This is a genomic window from Brevundimonas sp. LjRoot202 (genome assembly GCF_964253355.1).
Taxonomy (GTDB): Bacteria; Pseudomonadota; Alphaproteobacteria; order Caulobacterales; family Caulobacteraceae; genus Brevundimonas.
The window spans coordinates 166942-184007 of sequence record NZ_CAXUQW020000002.1; the positions used below are offsets into that span (position 1 = coordinate 166942).

Sequence of the window (17066 nt, forward strand, 5' to 3'; positions counted from 1 at the left end):
GTCTCCCCCGAGATATCAGCGTTAACTATGGACTATGTGGAAGCGACGGCCAAGCTTCGGACTTGCCGCGGCGCACGCGGGGCATGCTAGATCGACGACCGCCTGACCGGCGGCGGAGCGCCCGGTGTCCGACGAACCCCTGATCGAAGACGACGACGTCACCGTGCTGGAAGCGCGGCTCGAGGCGGGTGGGGCGCGGCTGGACAAGGCGTTGACCGAGATCTTTCCGACCCTGTCGCGGGCACGCCTCCAGTCCCTGCTGGTTGAGGGAGTGGTGAGCCGCGACGGCCAGACCGTCTCAAGCGGGTCGGCCAAGGCCCAGCCAGGGCTGTACACGATCCTCCTGCCGCCCGTGGCGTCGGCCACGCCGGCGCCCGAAGCAATCCCCCTGACCGTGCTGTTCGAGGACGCCGACCTCATCGTCGTCGACAAGGCGGCCGGCATGGCCGCGCACCCGGCGCCGGGCTGCGAGACCGGCACCCTGGTCAACGCCCTGCTGGCTCACTGCGGGACCTCGCTGTCCGGGATCGGCGGCGTCGCCCGCCCGGGCATCGTGCACCGGCTGGACAAGGATACGTCCGGAGTGATGGTCGCCGCCAAGTCGGACCGGGCCCACGCCGGGCTGTCGGCCCTGTTCGCGGCCCACGACATCGAGCGCACCTACCTCGCCCTGACCCGCGGCGCGCCCAGCCCGGAGAGGGGCCGGATCGAGACGCTGATCGGGCGGTCATCCTCGGACCGGAAAAAGATGGCGGTGCTCCGGTCCGGCGGCCGCAACGCCATCACCGACTATGTCGTCCAGCGACTGTATGGCCTGCCCGCGAAGGCCGGCGGCGCGCCCATGGCCGCGCGCGTCGCCTGCACCCTGCACACCGGCCGCACCCACCAGATCCGGGTTCACCTCGCCTCGAAGGGCGCGCCGATCCTCGGGGACGCGGTCTATGGCTCCGGCAGTCCAACCGCGCCCGTGCGCGCCGCCATCGCAGAGTCCGGCCTGACACGGCAGGCGCTGCACGCCGCCGTGCTGGGGTTCGCCCATCCGGTGACCGGCGAACCCCTGCGCTTCGAAACCGCGCCGCCCCGGGACATGGCCACCCTCGAGCGGTTGCTCGCCGAGCTGTGACGCTCCACAAGTTCCTGGAGGAGAACTGCGATGACCGACGCCGACATCCGCGACAACATTGAACGCCATCGCTACGAGCTGCAGGTCGGCGGCGAGGTGGCGGTGGTCATCTACAATCTCTCCGGCCCGAATTTGATGATCACCGAGACGCTGGTGCCCGTGGCGCTGGAGGGCCAGGGAATCGCCAGCCGGCTGGCGAAACATGTCATCGCGGACGCGCGGGACCGGAACCTGCTGATCCTGCCGGTCTGTCCGTTTTTCTCGGCGTATCTGCAGAAGCACCCTGAGCATGCCGAGGTGGTCCATCCGACCTACCGCGACATCCTCGGACTGTAGCGGTCGATGATGTCGCGGCTGATGATGTGTCTTGCAGCGGTGTTGTGCCTGGCCGCCTGCGCCGGCGCCCCTCCAGTTCAGGAACCGCCCTTGCGGGTCTTCTACCTGTCCCAGTCCGTCGGGTTTGTGCACGAGACCGTCCGCCGCCCGGCCGGCGGGCTGTCATCGTCCGAGCTCGCGCTCCGGGAGATGGCGCGCGACAGCGGCGCCTTCACCGTCCAACTGAGCCAGGACGCCCGCGAGCTGACGCCCACCCGCCTGGCCGACCTCGATGTCCTTGTCTTCAGCACGACCGGCGCCCTGCCCATAGACCGCGCGACCTGGGCCGCCATCGTCGCCTGGATCGAGAGCGGCCGGGGCGGGTTCGTCGGCATCCACAGCGCCGCGGACACCGCGCTGGATTTTGAAGGCGGAGAGGCAGCCTACACCGACTTTCTCGGCGGCCGCTTCGATGGCCATCCGTGGACGCAGGGTACGCCGATCCGTCTGTCGAACCTTGAGCCGTCGCATCCGCTCGCCGCGATGTGGCCGGATCGGACGCCCTATGCGGAGGAGATCTATCAGTACGCCGGGTTCGTTCCGGATCGGGTGCGCGTGCTCCAGACGCTCGACATGACGGCGGAGCCCCTGCGGCGCCCCTACCCTGTGCCTGTCACCTGGGTTCGCCAGATCGGCCAGGGCCGCCTGTTCTATACCAACCTCGGCCACACGACCTCGACGTGGGACGATCCCCGCTTCAGGGACCAGATCCTCGAGGCGATCCGCTGGACGGGCCATCGCAAGGACGCTCCAGCCGCGCCCAATCCGGATATTCAGGACGTCGCCGCGATCGCCGCCTTCGTCGCGGCCGAAGAACTCGGCGCCCCGTCCAGCGAGATCGACCCGGACCTGGCGGACGGGATTCGTCGGCTGCAGGCGCTACATCCGGAAAAGCGGGATGGCGACGCCTCGGCCTGGGACGCCACCCGCGCCCGCGTCCGGAAGGCGCTTTCGGAGTAAGTCTTGATTGAGGACTTACTATCCGCTATACACTCGTTCATTCGGTGCCGTGGCGCCGGGGCAACGGTCACGCTTCTGTGTGACGATCCGCCTCTGACAAAGACGGAAACCCGACCCTATTTCACCGGTTGAGGGGCGAGGCGTCGGCGCACATCGGGTGGCCGTCTCCGCAGAGCCCGCTCGTTTTCACGGTCGGAGGGACCAGTATGGCTGTAGCTAGATCGCTCGCGGTGATGTCGCCTGAACAGGGACTCTCGCGATACCTGACTGAAATCCGCAAATTCCCGATGCTGGCGAAGGACGAGGAGTTCATGCTCGCCAAGCGCTGGACCGAGCACCAGGACCCCGAGGCCGCCCACCGCCTCGTCACCTCGCACCTGCGCCTCGTGGCCAAGATCGCCATGGGTTATCGCGGCTACGGCCTGCCGATCGGCGAGGTGATTTCCGAGGGCAACGTCGGCCTGATGCAGGCCGTCAAGAAGTTCGATCCGGACAAGGGCTTCCGCCTGGCGACCTACGCCATGTGGTGGATTCGCGCCTCGATCCAGGAATACATCCTGCGCAGCTGGTCGCTCGTGAAGATGGGCACCACGGCGGCGCAGAAGAAGCTGTTCTTCAACCTGCGCAAGGCCAAGAGCCAGATCTCGGCCTTCGAGGAAGGCGACCTGCGTCCGGAACACCTCGCCGCCATCGCCACCAAGCTGGGCGTGTCGGAAGAAGAAGTCACCAACATGAACCGCCGTCTCGGCGGCGACGCCTCGCTGAACGCGCCCCTGCGCGCTGACGGCGAGAGCGAATGGCAGGACTGGCTGGCCGACGACACGGCGGTCTCGCAGGAGACCCAACTGGCCGAAAGCGAGGAAAAGTCGATCCGCATGGGCCTGCTGGAAGAGGCCATGCAGGAACTGACCGATCGCGAGAAACACATCCTGACCGAGCGTCGGCTCAAGGACGACCCGGTCACGCTTGAAGAACTGGCGGGCCAGTACGGCGTGTCGCGCGAGCGGGTGCGTCAGATCGAGGTCCGCGCCTTCGAGAAGCTGCAGAAGGCGATGCGCGCCGCCGCCGAAGAGCGGAATCTGGTCGACGCCTGATTCGACCGAAGGCTCTGAGGCCGGCGGCGCCGGCCTCAGCCCGCCCGCTTCAGCGGCTCGGGCGGCGCCATGGCGAGCAGGGAACCGATCGGCGCGGCGAGATTGGCCTTGCTGGGCGGTCCTGACGCGAGGGTGACCTCCAGCGCGCCAACCGCGACGGCCAGCCGCGAATCCGAAGCCTTCATGGCCAACGACTTCAGCGTCGCGGCCTGTTCCCGAATGGCCCGCACGGCCTGCGTCGGATCGCTGTCGAACTGGTCGAGGGCCGCCGCCAGAATACGCATGGCCTGATCCCGGGCCGCCGCCATCGCCTCGACGCCGCTGGCCGGCTTGTCAGCCCTGCGCTTGCGGTCGCCGGTGAACTCGCCCGAGTTGAAGCGCCGGCGGTCCGGCCCGACATAGCCGACCGCCTCCACCCAATCCCGCGGCTTGAGCGCGACGTTCTCGACCCGCTTGAGCAGGTCCGCGCTGGTGAATGGTCTGCGCAGAAACTCGTGCACGCCGCTGTCGCGGGCGCCGAGGATCGTGCTGGCGGTCGCGTCGGCGGTGACCATGATGATCGGGGCGCGACGACAGGCGAAGCTCGAACGCCGTACGGCCCGCGCAAGCGACTCCCCGTCCAGCTTGTCGCCGTTACGCTCGGTGAAGATGATGCCCGGCTCCAGCGCCGCTGCGGCCTGCAAGGCGCGCGCCTCGCTCGGCTCGACGACAATCTCGCCGGCGCCCAGGCCCTTGATGATCTCGGTCAGCAGGCGCGCGGCATGGGGGTTCGGATCGACGATCAGAACCCGCCTCAACACCGGCGCCAGCTTCGCCAGCAGGCGAGGATCGACAGCAAACAAGACGCGGCCTCCAGATAGACCGGTCATGCTTAATCCGGGTCGGTTAAGACCCGTTGAACGCAGGGCGCGAGCGGTTCAGCCCTGGAAGGGATCGTGCATCAGGATAGTGTCGTCGCGTTCGGGGCTGGTCGACAACAGGGCCACCGGCGCGCCGATCAACTCCTCGATCCGACGCACGTATTTCACGGCGTTGGCGTTGAGGTCGCGGAAGCTGCGCGCCGAGGCGGTGCTCTCGCTCCAGCCCTCCATCTCCTCGAACACCGGCTCGGCGGCGGCCTGCGCTTTCAGGCTGGACGGCAGATAGTCCAGCACCTCGCCGTCGATGCGGTATCCCGTGCAGATCTTCAGGGTCTTCAGGCCATCGAGGACGTCCAGCTTGGTCAGGGCGATGCCGTCGATGCCGTTAATGGCCACCGACTGGCGCACCAGCACCGCGTCGAACCAGCCGCAGCGCCGCGCCCGCCCGGTGTTCACGCCGACTTCGCGGCCGACCGTCGCCAGATGATGCCCGACCTCGTCGTTCAGTTCGCAGGCGAACGGCCCCTCGCCGACCCGGGTCGTATAGGCCTTCACGATGCCCAGCACATAACCGACGCCGCGCGGGCCGATTCCCGCTCCGGCGGCGGCCTGGCCGGCCACGGTGTTGGAGCTGGTCACATAGGGATAGGTGCCGTGGTCCACGTCGAGGAAGGCGCCTTGAGCGCCCTCGAACAGCACGCGCTTGCCCGCGCGGCGGGCCTGGTCCAGCACCCGCCATGCCGGCTGGACATAGGGCAGGATCTTCGGCGCGATCTCCAGCAGTTGCGCCAGCAGTGCATCGGGATCGATCGGCTCCAGTCCAAGGCCGGCGCGGAGCGGATCGTGGTGCGCCCGCAGCCGGTCGATCTTGACCTTCAGGTCCTCGGCGCTGGCGAGGTCGCAGACGCGGATCGCCCGACGTCCGACCTTGTCCTCATAGGCCGGGCCGATGCCGCGGCCCGTGGTGCCGATCCGGGCGCCGGGCGCACTGGCCGCGGCCTCGCGGGCCACATCCAGAGCCGGGTGGATGGGCAGGATCAGGCAGGCGTTGTCGGCGACGATCAGAACGTCCGGGCTGATGGCGACGCCCTGCGCCTCGATCTTCTCGATCTCGCCGACCAGATGCCAGGGATCGACGACCACGCCGTTGCCGATGATCGAGGGCTTGCCCTGCACCACGCCGCTGGGCAGCAGGGCCAGTTTGTAGACCTTGCCGTCGACCACCAGCGTATGCCCGGCGTTATGGCCGCCCTGGAAGCGGACGACCACGTCCGCCCGGTTCGACAACCAGTCGACGATCTTGCCCTTGCCCTCGTCGCCCCACTGGGCGCCGACCACCGCGACGTTCGCCAAGACGTTTCTCCGCTACCGGAATTTTCGGAATGCGGGCGCAGCCTATAGCGGGGGAATCGGGCGGTGTCGTCCCGATGGGCGGATTAATCCGCCAACGCCGTCTCGAAGGCCCAGTCGAGCCACGGCGTCAGGGCTTCGATGTCTGCGCTGTCGACGGTGCAGCCACACCAGATGCGCAGGCCCGCCGGCGCATTGCGGTGGCTTTCGATGTCGAAGGCGGCGCCCTCGGCCTCGACCAGCGCCTTCATCCGCGTCACCAGCGCCTGCCGCGCCGGCTCATCCATCGCGGTCAGGCGCGGATCGACGATCTTGAGGCAGACCGACGTGGTCGAACGGGTCCCGGGGTCCTCAGCGAGATAGTCGATCCAGCCGGTCCGCCGGACCCAGGCGTCCAGCGCCGCCGCATTGGCCTCGGTCCGGGCGATCAGCGCCGGCAGCCCCCCCACCGACAGCCCCCATTCAACGCCGTCGATCCAGTCCTCGATCGTCCAGACCGAGAAGGTGTTGATCATCGAGCCCGAGGCCAGCGTCGGTTCGAATCCCTTGCCGTTGGTCAGTCGTAGAACCTTGGGGATCGGCCTGGGGGGCGTATAGCTGTCGAGCCGTTCGATCGCCCTCGGCGATAGCGCCGCGACGCCGAGGCCGGCCTCCCCGCCCAGAGCCTTCTGGAAGCTGAAAGTCACCACGTCCAGCCGGTCCCATGGCAGCGGCATGGCGAAGGCGGCCGAGGTGGCGTCGCAGATAACGAGGCCTTCCCGGTCCGCCGCGATCCATTCGCCCTCCGGCGCCTTCACCCCGGAGGTGGTGCCGTTCCACGGAAAGACGAGGTCCTTGGCGGGATCGACCTTCGATACCTCGGGGAACCGGCCCCATGGTGCAGTGAGAATTTCGGGATCGAGCTTCAGGTGGTCGCGGAGGTCGGTGGCCCAGACCTGGCCGAAATTCTCGAACGCCATCACCTGGACCGGCCGTTCGCCGAGCATCGACCACATAGCCGCCTCGACAGCTCCGGTGTCCGATCCCGGTACATAGACCAGCCGCCAATCTTCCGGGACCTGTAGCAGTTCCCGGGTGAGGCGAAGGCCGCGCGCGAACCGCTCGACGACCTCCGGAGCGCGGATGCCGCGGCCCAGCAATTCATGCGGGATGGCCTGGCTGGACCAGCCGGGCCGCTTGGCCGTCGGGCCGGACGAGAACCAGGGCCGCGCGGGCATGGCGTTCGGCTTTCCGTTCATCCGCCGCTCCGCGATTTGTTCGCGCGCATCTCCTGCGCCAGCTTGGTCAGACCCTCGTGGGACTCTTCGGGCAGCAGGATCAGAAGCTTGGCCAGCAGGTCGCCGCGTTTGCCGCCGACGAAGGCGCCGCGGCCCTTCAAACGCAGGATCTTGCCCGAGTTCGAGCCGGGCGGAATGGTCATGCTGACCGTTCCCTCGGGCGTCCGCACCGGGACCTTGCCGCCCAGCACCGCGTCAGGCAGCGACACCGGCAGATCCATGGTCAGGTCCGCGCCCTCGCGCTGAAAGACGGGATGCGGCGCGATCTTCAGCGTGATCAAGGCGTCGCCGGCCTCGCTTCGGCCGGACGCGCCCGGCGCGCCCTGGCCGCGCAGGCGAATGACCTGCCCGTCCGCCGCGCCCTTCGGAATGGTCACGTCGAGCGTGCGGCCGTCCGAAAACTGGATGCGCCGGGTCGCGCCCGCGATCGAATCCTCGAGGCTGATCTCAAGCGTCGCCTTGACGTCTTGCCCGCGCGAGGAAAACCCGCCCCGTGGCCCGCCCGCGCGCGCTCCGCCGAACATGCCGCCAAACAGTTCGTCCAGGTCGATGTTCTCGAAGCCGCCCCGCTGACCGCCGCCCTGGCCGAAAGGATGTCCGCCGGGACCGCCCCTCGCGCCGCCGCCGCCGCCGAACCCGCGAAACTGCTCGCGCCCGTCGGCGTCGATCTCGCCCCGATCGAACCTGGCCCGCTTCTCGGCGTCCCCCAACAGGTCGAACGCCGCCGTTACGCGCTTGAAGCGTTCGTCGGCCTCGCGATTGCCGGGATTCTTGTCTGGATGAAGTTCCTTGGCGAGCTTGCGGAACGCCTTCTTGATCTCGTCCGCGCTCGCGCCCCTCGAAACGCCCAGTTCCTTGTAGGGATCGCCCGCCACGTTCGAGTCCGCTCCTGCCGCATCAAGTCCGATCCGTCAGTTAGGGCATTCGCATCACAGCGCAAAGCCGCGCGCCTCAAATCTCCTGGTGACCGGGGGATCAGCCGAGCCTGATGCGGGCCTCGAGGCCCCAACCGTAACCGTCGCCCCACTGCGCCACCTCGGGCGTGCCCGAGGCCGTCTTGGTCTCTTTCATGGTGTCTCCGGTTTTCAGGAACCGCGGTATGCGGTTGAGATCAGGGCGTGAGCGGCCCCATGGAAAGGTTGTGGTCTTGCCGGTGGGCCCGGCTCACCGCCCCCTCCGGCCGGAAGCGCCCCCGGGGCGTTCAAGCCAGCAGGGGTCGAGCTTGACCGGTCCACAGGGGCGTGTGACGCTCGCTCGGGGCTCAACCTTAAGGATCGTCGTCATGCGCCTGGTTGGAACACTCGCAACGCTACTCCTCGTCACCGGATGCGCCCCGATGGGAGCTGAGGCGCCGCTCGGCGCCGAACCCTCGGCCCGCCGCTGCTTCACCCCCAGTGAAGCCCGGCTGATCAAGTTCGAGCCGGGCGCTGGCGCCTATGTCCGGACGCGGGGCGGTGAAGCCGTTCTATTGACCGGTCCCGCCGCCTGTCTCGATGTCTCCGGTGAAGTAAGCATCGGCCTGCGGCCTGTTGGCCTGGAGACCGCCGACGTCTGCATCGGCGACCCGGCCCACCTCGACATCCGCAGCCACGCGACCATCCTTCGGACCTGCAATGTCGAGGTCGCGCGGGTCGTGCCACAGAGCGAGATCGCTCAGCTTGAGGGTCGCCAGAGCCCCTAGGAGCTCGCGGCCGCTATCTGCGATTTCACGCTGAACCGCGCTCCGGGCAGCATCGGAAACGTAACCAGCGACACCTCCCACAATTCCACCTCGACCAGCACGCGCAGCCGTCCCTCGCGGCGCGCCCTCTGGCTGCGGAAGCCGATCGACAGCCCGTCCAGAGCGCCGGCCCTGGACAGCGCCTGCGCGAACCGCGCCTCCGCCGACCAGTCCATGATCCGCCCGCGCACCCACAGGCCGTGCTCGTCCTCGCGGACCTCGTCCCAGACGCCGACCACCGACCGGCTTTCATGCTGATGCAGCATCCGGACGCCTCGCGCGCCGACCGCTGCGACACCTCCATTGAACGCGCCCTTCGCGACGACGTCTCCATTCAGGTCGGCCACGCCCCACAAGGAGGCGTAGCCCTCGATCGCCAGCTCAGCACCGCGCACGAGGGCGGTTTGCGTCCCGGACGATGCAACACCGGCGATCCGATGCGCGCTCACGCGCCTCGCTCCAGCCGCATCTCAATCCGCTCGACCGCCGCGCGGGTGGCCTTGCTCTGCTCCTCCAGCCGCGCCAGCCGTTCCGCGACCCGGCGATGCTCACCGACCCGATTCTCCAGGGTGGATATCCGCGCTGCCGCGCCTCCGGCCCAGAACAACGCGCCCGCCGTCTGCACCGCCAGCGCCGCGATCACGGCCACCGGAATCTTCCGCGTTTCCATCAGACGCCTACTCCCGCCATGCGCCGCCGTTCCTCGTCGGTGAGGAAGCTGGCGGCTTCCAGTCGCGCCCACAGCGCATCACGCTCCGGCTGCAGCGCCGGAACGCCGTCCAGATCCGCTTCGATTCTCGCGCCCGGAAACCGGGGCCCCAGCCATCCGGTCAGCGCCGCCGCCGTCTTCCGCACCAGCGGCGCCACCGTGCCGCGCCAGAAGGCGGCGTTGGCCTCGCGGTAGTTGGAGTAGGTGGCGTCGCCGGGAATCCCCAGCAGCTGCGGCGCGACGCCGAAGGCCAGGGCGATCTCGCGGGCCGCGGCGTGCTTGCCGGCGATGAAGTCCATGTCCGCGGGCGTCCAGCTCATCGGCTTCCAGTCGAGTCCGCCCTCGAGGATCATCGGCCGTCCGGCGTTCATCGTCCCCGCGTGAGCCTCGTCGAGCTGCGCGCGCAGCGTTTCGAACTGCTCCACCGTCAGCCGCTCGCCGTCCCTGGCGCCATAGACCAGCGCGCCGCTCGGTCGCGCTGCATTGTCCAGCAACGCCTTGTTCCAGGCGCTCGAGGCGTTGTGCACGTCGATGGCCGACGCCGCCGCCTCCAGCGGCGAGAAGCCGTAGTGGTCATCGGTCGGATGGAACAGCTTCAGCTGCATCACCGGCATCCAGCCGTCCGCCTGCCGACCGATCCGCAGCGAGCGACCGTCGACGGAATATTCGTACGCCTCGGGCCAGCCGGCGCGGCCCGGAACGACCTTCACCCGATCCGGCCTCAACGTCCAAAGCTCGGCCGGCTCATCGTCCCCCACGGCCTCCGCATAGGCGTTCCCCGCCGTCTGCAGGCCGCCGTACAGGGCTTCCAGCCACTCCGTCCCCGACTGCTCCGGATTCGGCTGGGCCAGCAACCGCGCCAGCGGATGGTCGTCCTGCCTCGCGCCGTCGATGAACACGGCCAGCGGCGTCGAGGCGGCGGCCTCGGCGACCATCCGGATGCATCGGTAAACCACCGCGTTGCGGCCGAACCCCTCCGTCGCCAGGTTCGCATAGTCCCTCGGCGTCCATCGCGGACGCCCCGCGCTGGTCAGGGCGATCAGCGGCCCGGTCCGGCTATCCTTTATTTCGGGCGCGACAAGGTTTCGCCGCCCCCCGAAGGGTCGCCGCCAGTTCAGCATGATGATCTCCGGAGTGGGGTATCGGCCGCCGCCGCCCCCGTTCCGGGAGCATCGAGCGGACTTTCCGACCTGCCGACATCATACGGCCCCAGCGTTATAGGGCGGGAAGAAGGGCTCGAGAAAAGATTAAGCCAATGATCAGAAACGCTTTTATTTTCTGAATCCGACTATAGATCCGCGAAAGGCAAGCACAGCGTCACGCCTTCAGGCGGCGGCCGCCGCCGCGGCCCGCTGCTCCAGCCGGGCGGCGATCACCCGCAGCAATTCAGCGATCTGGATCGGCTTGCCGACATGGTCGTCCATGCCGGCCTCCCGGCAACGCTGGACCTGCTCGGGTTGCACGTTCGCGGTGAGGGCGATGATCGGGATCCGGCTCGCCGCCCCGTCAAAACCGCGGATCGCCCGCGTCGCGTCCAGTCCATCCATCACCGGCATATGCACGTCCATCAGGATCAGGTCGTAGTCGCCGCTTCGGGCCGCCTCGACCGCCTGGGCTCCGTCGGTCACCGTCTCCAGCGCCACGCCCATGCCAGTCAGGATCGCGGTCACCAGCTCTCGATTGGCCGCCGCGTCATCCGCCATGAGGATGCTCAATCCCTGGGGCGACGGGCCTTCCCCGGCGACTTCCCCAGGCTCCGTCGCCTCGGCTGGCGTCAGCGGAACTTCGAACCAGAAGGTCGCGCCCTCATCCGGCCGGCTCTCGGCGCCGATCTCTCCGCCCATCAGTTCGATCAATCGACGCGAGATCGACAGACCCAGGCCGGTGCCGCCGTACAGCCGCGTCGTCGAACTGTCGGCCTGGCTGAACCGCTCGAACAGCGCCTCGATCTTGTCGGCGGACACGCCGATCCCCGTATCGCTGACCGCCACCCTCAACCGCCGGTCCGACCATGACATCTCCAGTCGCACCCCGCCCTCGGCGGTGAATTTGGCGGCGTTGGACAGGAAGTTGAGCGTCACCTGCCGCAACCGTCCCTCATCGCCCATCAGCGCCGGCGGGATCCCGGGATCGAGGACGACGGCCAGAGCCAGCCCCCGTGCTTCGCACTGACCCTCCACCATCGCCGCCGCGGCGCGCGCCATCCCGGCCGGGTCGAAGGCCCGCGGCTCCAGAGACACCGCGTCGGCCTCCAGCTTCGAATAATCCAGTATGTCGTTGATGACCCCCAGCAGCGCCTCACTGGCGGTGGCGATGCGGTCGGCATAGCGCCGCTCGGCCTCTGGCAGGGCCGCGCTCTTCTGCAACAGGCCCGAGAACCCGATCACACTGGTCAGCGGCGTCCGCAGTTCGTGGCTCATATTGGCCAGAAACTCCGACTTGGCCCGCGCCCCGGCCTCGGCCCGGTCCCGCGCCTCGGTGAGTTCCTGCTCCAGCCGTTTGGTGTCGGTGATATCGCGCACCACGTCCTGGAACTCCACAGCCCGGCCGTTCTGGTCCCGCACGATCGAGGTCCGCGCCTCGAACCAGCGCGTCTGACCATTGCGTGGCAGTCCGCGATAGGTGACGCCCCGCTGTGGCCACTCGGGCGGCGCCTTGACGAACTGCCGGAAGCTCTCGGTCAGGGCGGGTATGTCTTCGGGATGGATCAGATCGGTCACCGGTCGGCCGACCAGCGCCTCGGGCGGGTACCCGCTCACCGTCTCGATCGACGGCGACACATAGGTCACCAGACCGTCGACGCCGTAGGTGACGATGATGTCGGTCACCCGCGAAGCCAGCAGCCGGTAGCGGCGCTCGCTTTCGCTGACCCGCTGGATCGTCCGCTCCTGTTCAGTGACGTCTTGGAAGACCCCGAACATCGAAGCGACCCGCCCGTCAGCCCCCCGCTCGGTGTCCGCATGGGCCTCGACCAGCCGTTCCTCGCCGTCGGCGCGGATCAGCCGGGCCCGGGTCCGGAAGCCCTCGCCGGTCTCCAGTCCATGCATCACCGCGCTGCGGATCATCTCCCGGTCCTCGGGATGGAAGAAGTCGACCGAGTCCCCCAGGTTTGGATCGAACGTCTCCCGGGTCACGCCATAGATGCGATAGACTTGGTCGGACCAGGTGGATGTGAGCGTCTCCGCATCCATCCGCCACTGGCCGATGCCGGCCATCTCCTCGGCCAGTTTCAGCAGCTTCAGTTGCTCGGACTGTCGGTGGGCCAGTTCCGCCTGGTCCACGATTTCGCCGGCCATCCGCGCCAGGATTCTCAGATTGCCGATATCGGCTTCGCTCGGACGGGGCCGGGGCTTCACGTCCATGACGCCGATGGCGCCGACAGCCTTGCCCGCCGCGTCCGCGATGGTGGCGCCGGCGAAGAAGCGCAGGCCGGGAGGACCGACCACCATCGGATGGTTGCGAACCCGCTCATCCTCGCAGGCGTCCTCGACAATCCACACGGCATCCGGCCCCATGCCCACCAACAGGTGGGTGGCGGTCTTGTCACGCTGCATCTCGGTCTGGTTCAGGCCGACGTTGGCGCGGAACAGCGTCCGGTCGCCATCGATGAGGCCGACCATGGCGTGGGGCGTGTCGAACATGGCGCAGGCCAGCGCGGTCAGCCGCTCGAAGGGACTGTCCAGGTTCAGACTTTCCGTTGTCCCATTGCGCGGCGCTGGCGGACGTTGCGTTCCCATCCGGGCACCGTGCCCGGCGAACAACGAAATTTCGGTTAGCGCGGCTCCCCGCCCCGCTCGGCGATCCACTCCGGCGCCTCGAAGTCCAGCGCGTCCTCCGGGTCCTTCAGGGCCAGCTCCGACACCGTCTGCCCCCGCACCGACACTCCGGCCTCGTGCACGCTCTCCGGATCGCCCGACACCAGCGGATGCCAGTTCGCCAGCGACCGCCCCTCGTGAATCCGCCGATAGGCGCAGGACTTCGGCATCCAGCCCAGCACCTCGATATTCCAAGGCGTCAGCTTGATGCAGTCCGGCACCTGTTCGCGCCGGTTGGCGTAGTCGGTGCAGGTGCAGCGTTCCGCGTCGAACAGCTTGCAGTGCACCCGGGTGGGCACCACCTTGCCCGTGTCCTCGTCCTCGAAACGCACCAGACAGCATAGCCCGCAGCCGTCGCAGAGGCTCTCCCACTCCTCGCGGGTCATCTGCTCCAGACGTTTGGTCTGCCAGAAGGGCTTGGTGGCCGGGTCGGTACGCTCTACATCCACGCGCTCCCCATACTCCGCCTTCCGCCCGAAAGCATCCATGGCTGCTCGTCCACCTCTCGTCGCCCTCAAGGACGTCCGTCTGCAGGACGGACCGCGCCCGCTGTTCGACGGCGTGGACATCGCCATCGAACCGCGCACCCGCGCCGCGCTCGTGGGTCGGAACGGCGCCGGCAAGTCCACCCTGATGAAGCTGGTCATGGGCCTGGCCGAGCCCGACGCCGGCGAACGTTCGGTCCAGGCCGGCGTCCGCTTCGCCTACGTGCCGCAGGAGCCGGTCATCACCGGCGGGACCCTGCTCGACTATGCAATCTCCGGCGACGCCCAGCCGTGGACGGCGGAAGCCTGGCTGACCACCTTCGGCCTCGACCCCGCCAAACCCGCGGTGAACCTGTCCGGCGGCGAAATCCGCCGCGCGGCCCTGGCCAAGGCCTTCGCCGAAGAGCCGGACCTGCTGCTCCTCGACGAGCCGACCAACCACCTCGACATCCTCGCCATCGAACTACTCGAGAACGAGCTGATCAGCGCCCGTTTCGCGGTGCTGGTGGTCAGCCACGACCGCGCCTTCCTCAATCGCACCACCCAGGCCGTGCACTGGCTCGAGGGCCGCCGCGTCCGCACGCTGAACAAGGGCTTCGCGGCCTTCGACGAATGGGCCGCCAAGGTCCAGGAAGAGGAAGCCCAGTCCCTGCAACGGCTGACCAAGACCATCGAGCGCGAGACGGAGACCTTCTACCGCTCGATCACCGCCCGCCGCACCCGCAACGAGGGCCGGGCCCGCTCTCTGGAGGCCCTGCGGTCCGACCGCGCCGAACGGCTCAAGGACGTCCCGCGCGAACTCAACCTCGGCGTGGATTCCGGCGTGACGTCCGGCAAGCTCGTCGCCGAGCTCAAGGGCGTGACCAAAGCCTTCGGCGACCGCGCCGTCATCAAGCCCTTCACCACGCGCGTCATCCGCGGCGACCGACTCGCCATCGTCGGCCCCAACGGCGCCGGCAAGACCACTCTCGTGAAAATCCTGCTCGGCGAGCTCCGGCCCGACAGCGGCACGGTCCGCCTCGGCGCCAACCTCGATCCCGTCTACCTCGACCAGTCCCGCGAGGGCCTGCGCAGCGACATGACCCTGTGGGACGCCCTGACCCCCGGCGGCGGCGACTCCATTCTGGTGCGCGGCGTGTCCAAACACGTCGCCGCCTACGCCAAGGACTTCCTGTTCCAGGAGGGCCAGCTGCGCCAGCCGATCTCGACCCTGTCCGGCGGCGAGCGCAACCGCCTGCTCCTCGCCCGGGCGCTGGCCAAGCCCGCCAACATGCTGGTTCTCGACGAACCGACCAACGACCTCGACATGGACACCCTCGACAAGCTCGAGGAGCTGCTCGAGTCCTATGACGGCACCCTGATCCTGGTCAGCCACGACCGCGATTTCGTCGACCGCCTGGCCACCTCGACCATAGCCATGAACGGCCGGGGCGACATCGTCGAGACCCCGGGCGGCTGGACCGACTTCATCCGCCAGAACCCCGGCTTCCTCCGCCCCGGCGCCAATCCGCGCCCGCAGGACAAGGAGGCCGCCCGCCGCGCCGAGGCGATGCCCCCGCCGGCGACCATGGCGGCCGCGCCCAAAAAGCCGGCGAAGATGTCTTTCAAGGACACCCATCGGCTGAAGGAGCTGGAAGGCCTGCTCGCCACCCTCCCCGCCGACATCGCCCGCCACGAGGCGACCTTGGCCGACCCTGACCTCTACACCCGCGACCGCAAGGCCTTCGACCGCGCCACCGCCAACGCGGACCGCGCCCGCACCCTCCTGGCGGCGGCCGAGGAGGAATGGCTGGAGCTGGAAGCGAAGCGGGAAGCTCTGGCGCGCTAACCTGACGCGTGGCGCTGTCTCCGCGTTGGGCTAGGTTCGCCCTATGCCCTTGGCCGTCCACACCCTGCCGCTCATGCCAGCCCAGGCCCGAGCAGCGCGGCGCGTGAACGCGGCTCTTGCGCTCGCCCCCCGGCTGAAGCCTGCGGGTTGGCGGCTTGCCCTTGGGCAACGGCTCAACGGCGTCGTCAGCAACGCTGCGGGCGCCGTCACCGAAGCCGCCCTGAAGCGACGCGGCGTCGGGCTTTCGACCATGATGATCCCAGGACCGGCCGGCGCGCTGGGAATGAGGCTGCTCAAGCCCTCCGGGACGGCGCGGGCGCTCGTGATCGATTTGCACGGCGGAGGCTGGGTCGTCGGCAGCGCGGCCCTGAACGACCGGTTAACCGGCCATCTGGCCGAATCCGGTTTCGCCGTCGCCTCCGTCGACTATCGACTGTTGGATGATGTCCGGGGCGTGTGGATGCCGGACGCCGTCGCGGACTGCGTCGCCGCCCTCCGTTGGGCAGTGGACGAGGGGGCGCGTCTGTTCGGCACGGATCGGGTCTTCGTGATCGGCGAGTCCGCCGGAGCTCACCTTGCCGCTCTCGCCTTGTTGGCTTTGCGGGATCAGGGTCCCACCGCCCGGCTGGCTGGAGCGGTCTTCGTCCAGGGCGTTTTTGATCTATCTGGCACCCCTTCAGCCCGATCGGCCGGACCCGAAGCCCTGCTCTTCGACGGGCCGAATCTGGAGCGCGATCTGGGACGCCTGACGCCGGGGCGAGACGAGGCGGCCCGCAAGCAGCCTGACATCTCTCCGCTCTACGCCGACCTTACCGGCGTGCCGCCTGCCCTCTTCGTCTTGGGCGAGATCGATCCCTTTCGGGATGACAGTCGCCTGATGGCGGGACGATGGGCGGAGGCTGCGCCCGCGACCCGGCTCGATATTCCGGAAGCTCCACACGGCTTTCAGCACTTCGGCGCGCCCACGGCCGCGCTTGCCCAAGCCTTCATCCGGGATTGGATCGCCAGTGAGCTGTCGAACCACCCGCTTTCTGTGGACAACGCAAACCGCTGATCCGCTTCCGCGAATTCCGTCCGCCCACAGATATGCACAGGGTTGTCCACCGGGGCCGGGGCGGTTCCGCACAGCCGGCCGGATTCGGGCGCTTGCCGTCTACCGGATTTGGCGCGAACGTCAACAGGCCGAGGGACACGGCGGCGCGGAAAACCGGGGAGACCCGGGGCTCAAAGCGGACCGGCCCGGCTCTCTGACCTGATGCTACCGGGGGGTTTTCGGACCTTAACGAGCGGGGGGCAGGATCAAGGCCCAAAGGATCCTTCAAAGGCTTCGGCCCGAGAGGTGACCGGCGGGAACCGGATCGGGATCGATGGACGGCGCGGGGCTCGACCTCGTGGAACGCCGGAGACCAGGAGCGCGACAGGATACAGCCGACCATCACCGAGGTTCGCCTCGCTGATGCCGAGGCCAGG

At 68.5% G+C, this 17066-nt stretch carries 16 protein-coding genes; 7 read left to right on the plus strand and 9 right to left on the minus strand.

Annotated elements, in window-relative coordinates:
• Positions 1-124: 124 nt before the first annotated feature.
• The 4 genes from ACSQ1L_RS05750 (at position 125) to rpoH (ending at position 3552) form a co-directional block, all read left to right on the plus strand.
• Positions 125-1123 (plus strand): RluA family pseudouridine synthase, encoded by a 999-nt coding sequence (locus ACSQ1L_RS05750; protein WP_435992844.1) that lies wholly within the window; start codon positions 125-127, stop codon positions 1121-1123.
• A 30-nt stretch (positions 1124-1153) separates the two neighbouring features.
• The gene (locus tag ACSQ1L_RS05755) at positions 1154-1459 is read left to right on the plus strand and encodes a GNAT family N-acetyltransferase (RefSeq protein ID WP_435992846.1); all 306 of its coding nucleotides are present in this window, start codon (positions 1154-1156) and stop codon (positions 1457-1459) included.
• 90 nt (positions 1460-1549) lie between these two features.
• Positions 1550-2458 (plus strand): ThuA domain-containing protein, encoded by a 909-nt coding sequence (locus ACSQ1L_RS05760; protein WP_435992848.1) that lies wholly within the window; start codon positions 1550-1552, stop codon positions 2456-2458.
• Between the two features lie 206 nt (positions 2459-2664).
• The gene (rpoH, locus tag ACSQ1L_RS05765) at positions 2665-3552 is read left to right on the plus strand and encodes an RNA polymerase sigma factor RpoH (protein ID WP_435992850.1); all 888 of its coding nucleotides are present in this window, start codon (positions 2665-2667) and stop codon (positions 3550-3552) included.
• A 35-nt stretch (positions 3553-3587) separates the two neighbouring features.
• Here the strand turns inward: rpoH and ACSQ1L_RS05770 are convergent, their stop codons facing one another.
• The 4 genes from ACSQ1L_RS05770 to ACSQ1L_RS05785 all read right to left on the minus strand — a co-directional run bounded on the left by ACSQ1L_RS05770 (position 3588) and on the right by ACSQ1L_RS05785 (position 7914).
• Positions 3588-4394 carry a response regulator gene (locus tag ACSQ1L_RS05770; RefSeq protein WP_435992852.1) on the minus strand — a complete coding sequence of 269 codons (807 nt, stop codon included), beginning with the start codon at positions 4392-4394 and terminating at the stop codon, positions 3588-3590.
• Between the two features lie 75 nt (positions 4395-4469).
• On the minus strand, positions 4470-5765 hold the full coding sequence (locus tag ACSQ1L_RS05775; RefSeq protein ID WP_435992854.1) for an adenylosuccinate synthase: 1296 nt from the start codon (positions 5763-5765) through the stop codon (positions 4470-4472).
• 83 nt (positions 5766-5848) lie between these two features.
• Positions 5849-7000 (minus strand): phosphoserine transaminase, encoded by a 1152-nt coding sequence (locus ACSQ1L_RS05780; protein ID WP_435992856.1) that lies wholly within the window; start codon positions 6998-7000, stop codon positions 5849-5851.
• Positions 6997-7914 carry a DnaJ C-terminal domain-containing protein gene (locus tag ACSQ1L_RS05785; RefSeq protein WP_435992858.1) on the minus strand — a complete coding sequence of 306 codons (918 nt, stop codon included), beginning with the start codon at positions 7912-7914 and terminating at the stop codon, positions 6997-6999. The genes ACSQ1L_RS05780 and ACSQ1L_RS05785 overlap by 4 nt, the downstream gene beginning before the upstream one ends.
• Before the next feature lie 461 nt (positions 7915-8375).
• Here ACSQ1L_RS05785 and ACSQ1L_RS05790 point away from each other — a divergent pair, with 461 nt between their 5' ends.
• A complete protein-coding gene (locus tag ACSQ1L_RS05790) occupies positions 8376-8720 on the plus strand; it encodes a hypothetical protein (protein ID WP_435992860.1) in 345 nt (114 codons plus the stop codon).
• On the opposite strand, the gene ACSQ1L_RS05795 is transcribed toward ACSQ1L_RS05790, so the two are convergent.
• The 5 genes from ACSQ1L_RS05795 to ACSQ1L_RS05815 form a co-directional block, all read right to left on the minus strand.
• Positions 8717-9154, minus strand: coding sequence for an HK97 family phage prohead protease (locus ACSQ1L_RS05795; RefSeq protein WP_435993659.1), 438 nt, complete (start codon positions 9152-9154; stop codon positions 8717-8719). The two genes, ACSQ1L_RS05790 and ACSQ1L_RS05795, sit on opposite strands and share 4 nt — an antisense overlap.
• Before the next feature lie 50 nt (positions 9155-9204).
• Positions 9205-9429, minus strand: coding sequence for a hypothetical protein (locus ACSQ1L_RS05800; protein ID WP_435992862.1), 225 nt, complete (start codon positions 9427-9429; stop codon positions 9205-9207).
• The gene (locus ACSQ1L_RS05805) at positions 9429-10589 is read right to left on the minus strand and encodes a phage portal protein (protein ID WP_435992864.1); all 1161 of its coding nucleotides are present in this window, start codon (positions 10587-10589) and stop codon (positions 9429-9431) included. The genes ACSQ1L_RS05800 and ACSQ1L_RS05805 overlap by 1 nt, the downstream gene beginning before the upstream one ends.
• 204 nt (positions 10590-10793) lie before the next feature.
• Positions 10794-13109 carry a PAS domain-containing protein gene (locus tag ACSQ1L_RS05810; protein ID WP_435992866.1) on the minus strand — a complete coding sequence of 772 codons (2316 nt, stop codon included), beginning with the start codon at positions 13107-13109 and terminating at the stop codon, positions 10794-10796.
• 131 nt (positions 13110-13240) lie between these two features.
• On the minus strand, positions 13241-13732 hold the full coding sequence (locus ACSQ1L_RS05815) for a YcgN family cysteine cluster protein (RefSeq protein ID WP_435992868.1): 492 nt from the start codon (positions 13730-13732) through the stop codon (positions 13241-13243).
• A gap of 37 nt (positions 13733-13769) precedes the next feature.
• Between ACSQ1L_RS05815 and ACSQ1L_RS05820 the strand changes: the two genes are divergently transcribed.
• The gene (locus tag ACSQ1L_RS05820) at positions 13770-15596 is read left to right on the plus strand and encodes an ABC-F family ATP-binding cassette domain-containing protein (protein WP_435992870.1); all 1827 of its coding nucleotides are present in this window, start codon (positions 13770-13772) and stop codon (positions 15594-15596) included.
• Between the two features lie 43 nt (positions 15597-15639).
• Positions 15640-16650, plus strand: coding sequence for an alpha/beta hydrolase (locus ACSQ1L_RS05825; protein WP_435992872.1), 1011 nt, complete (start codon positions 15640-15642; stop codon positions 16648-16650).
• Positions 16651-17066 lie beyond the last annotated feature (416 nt).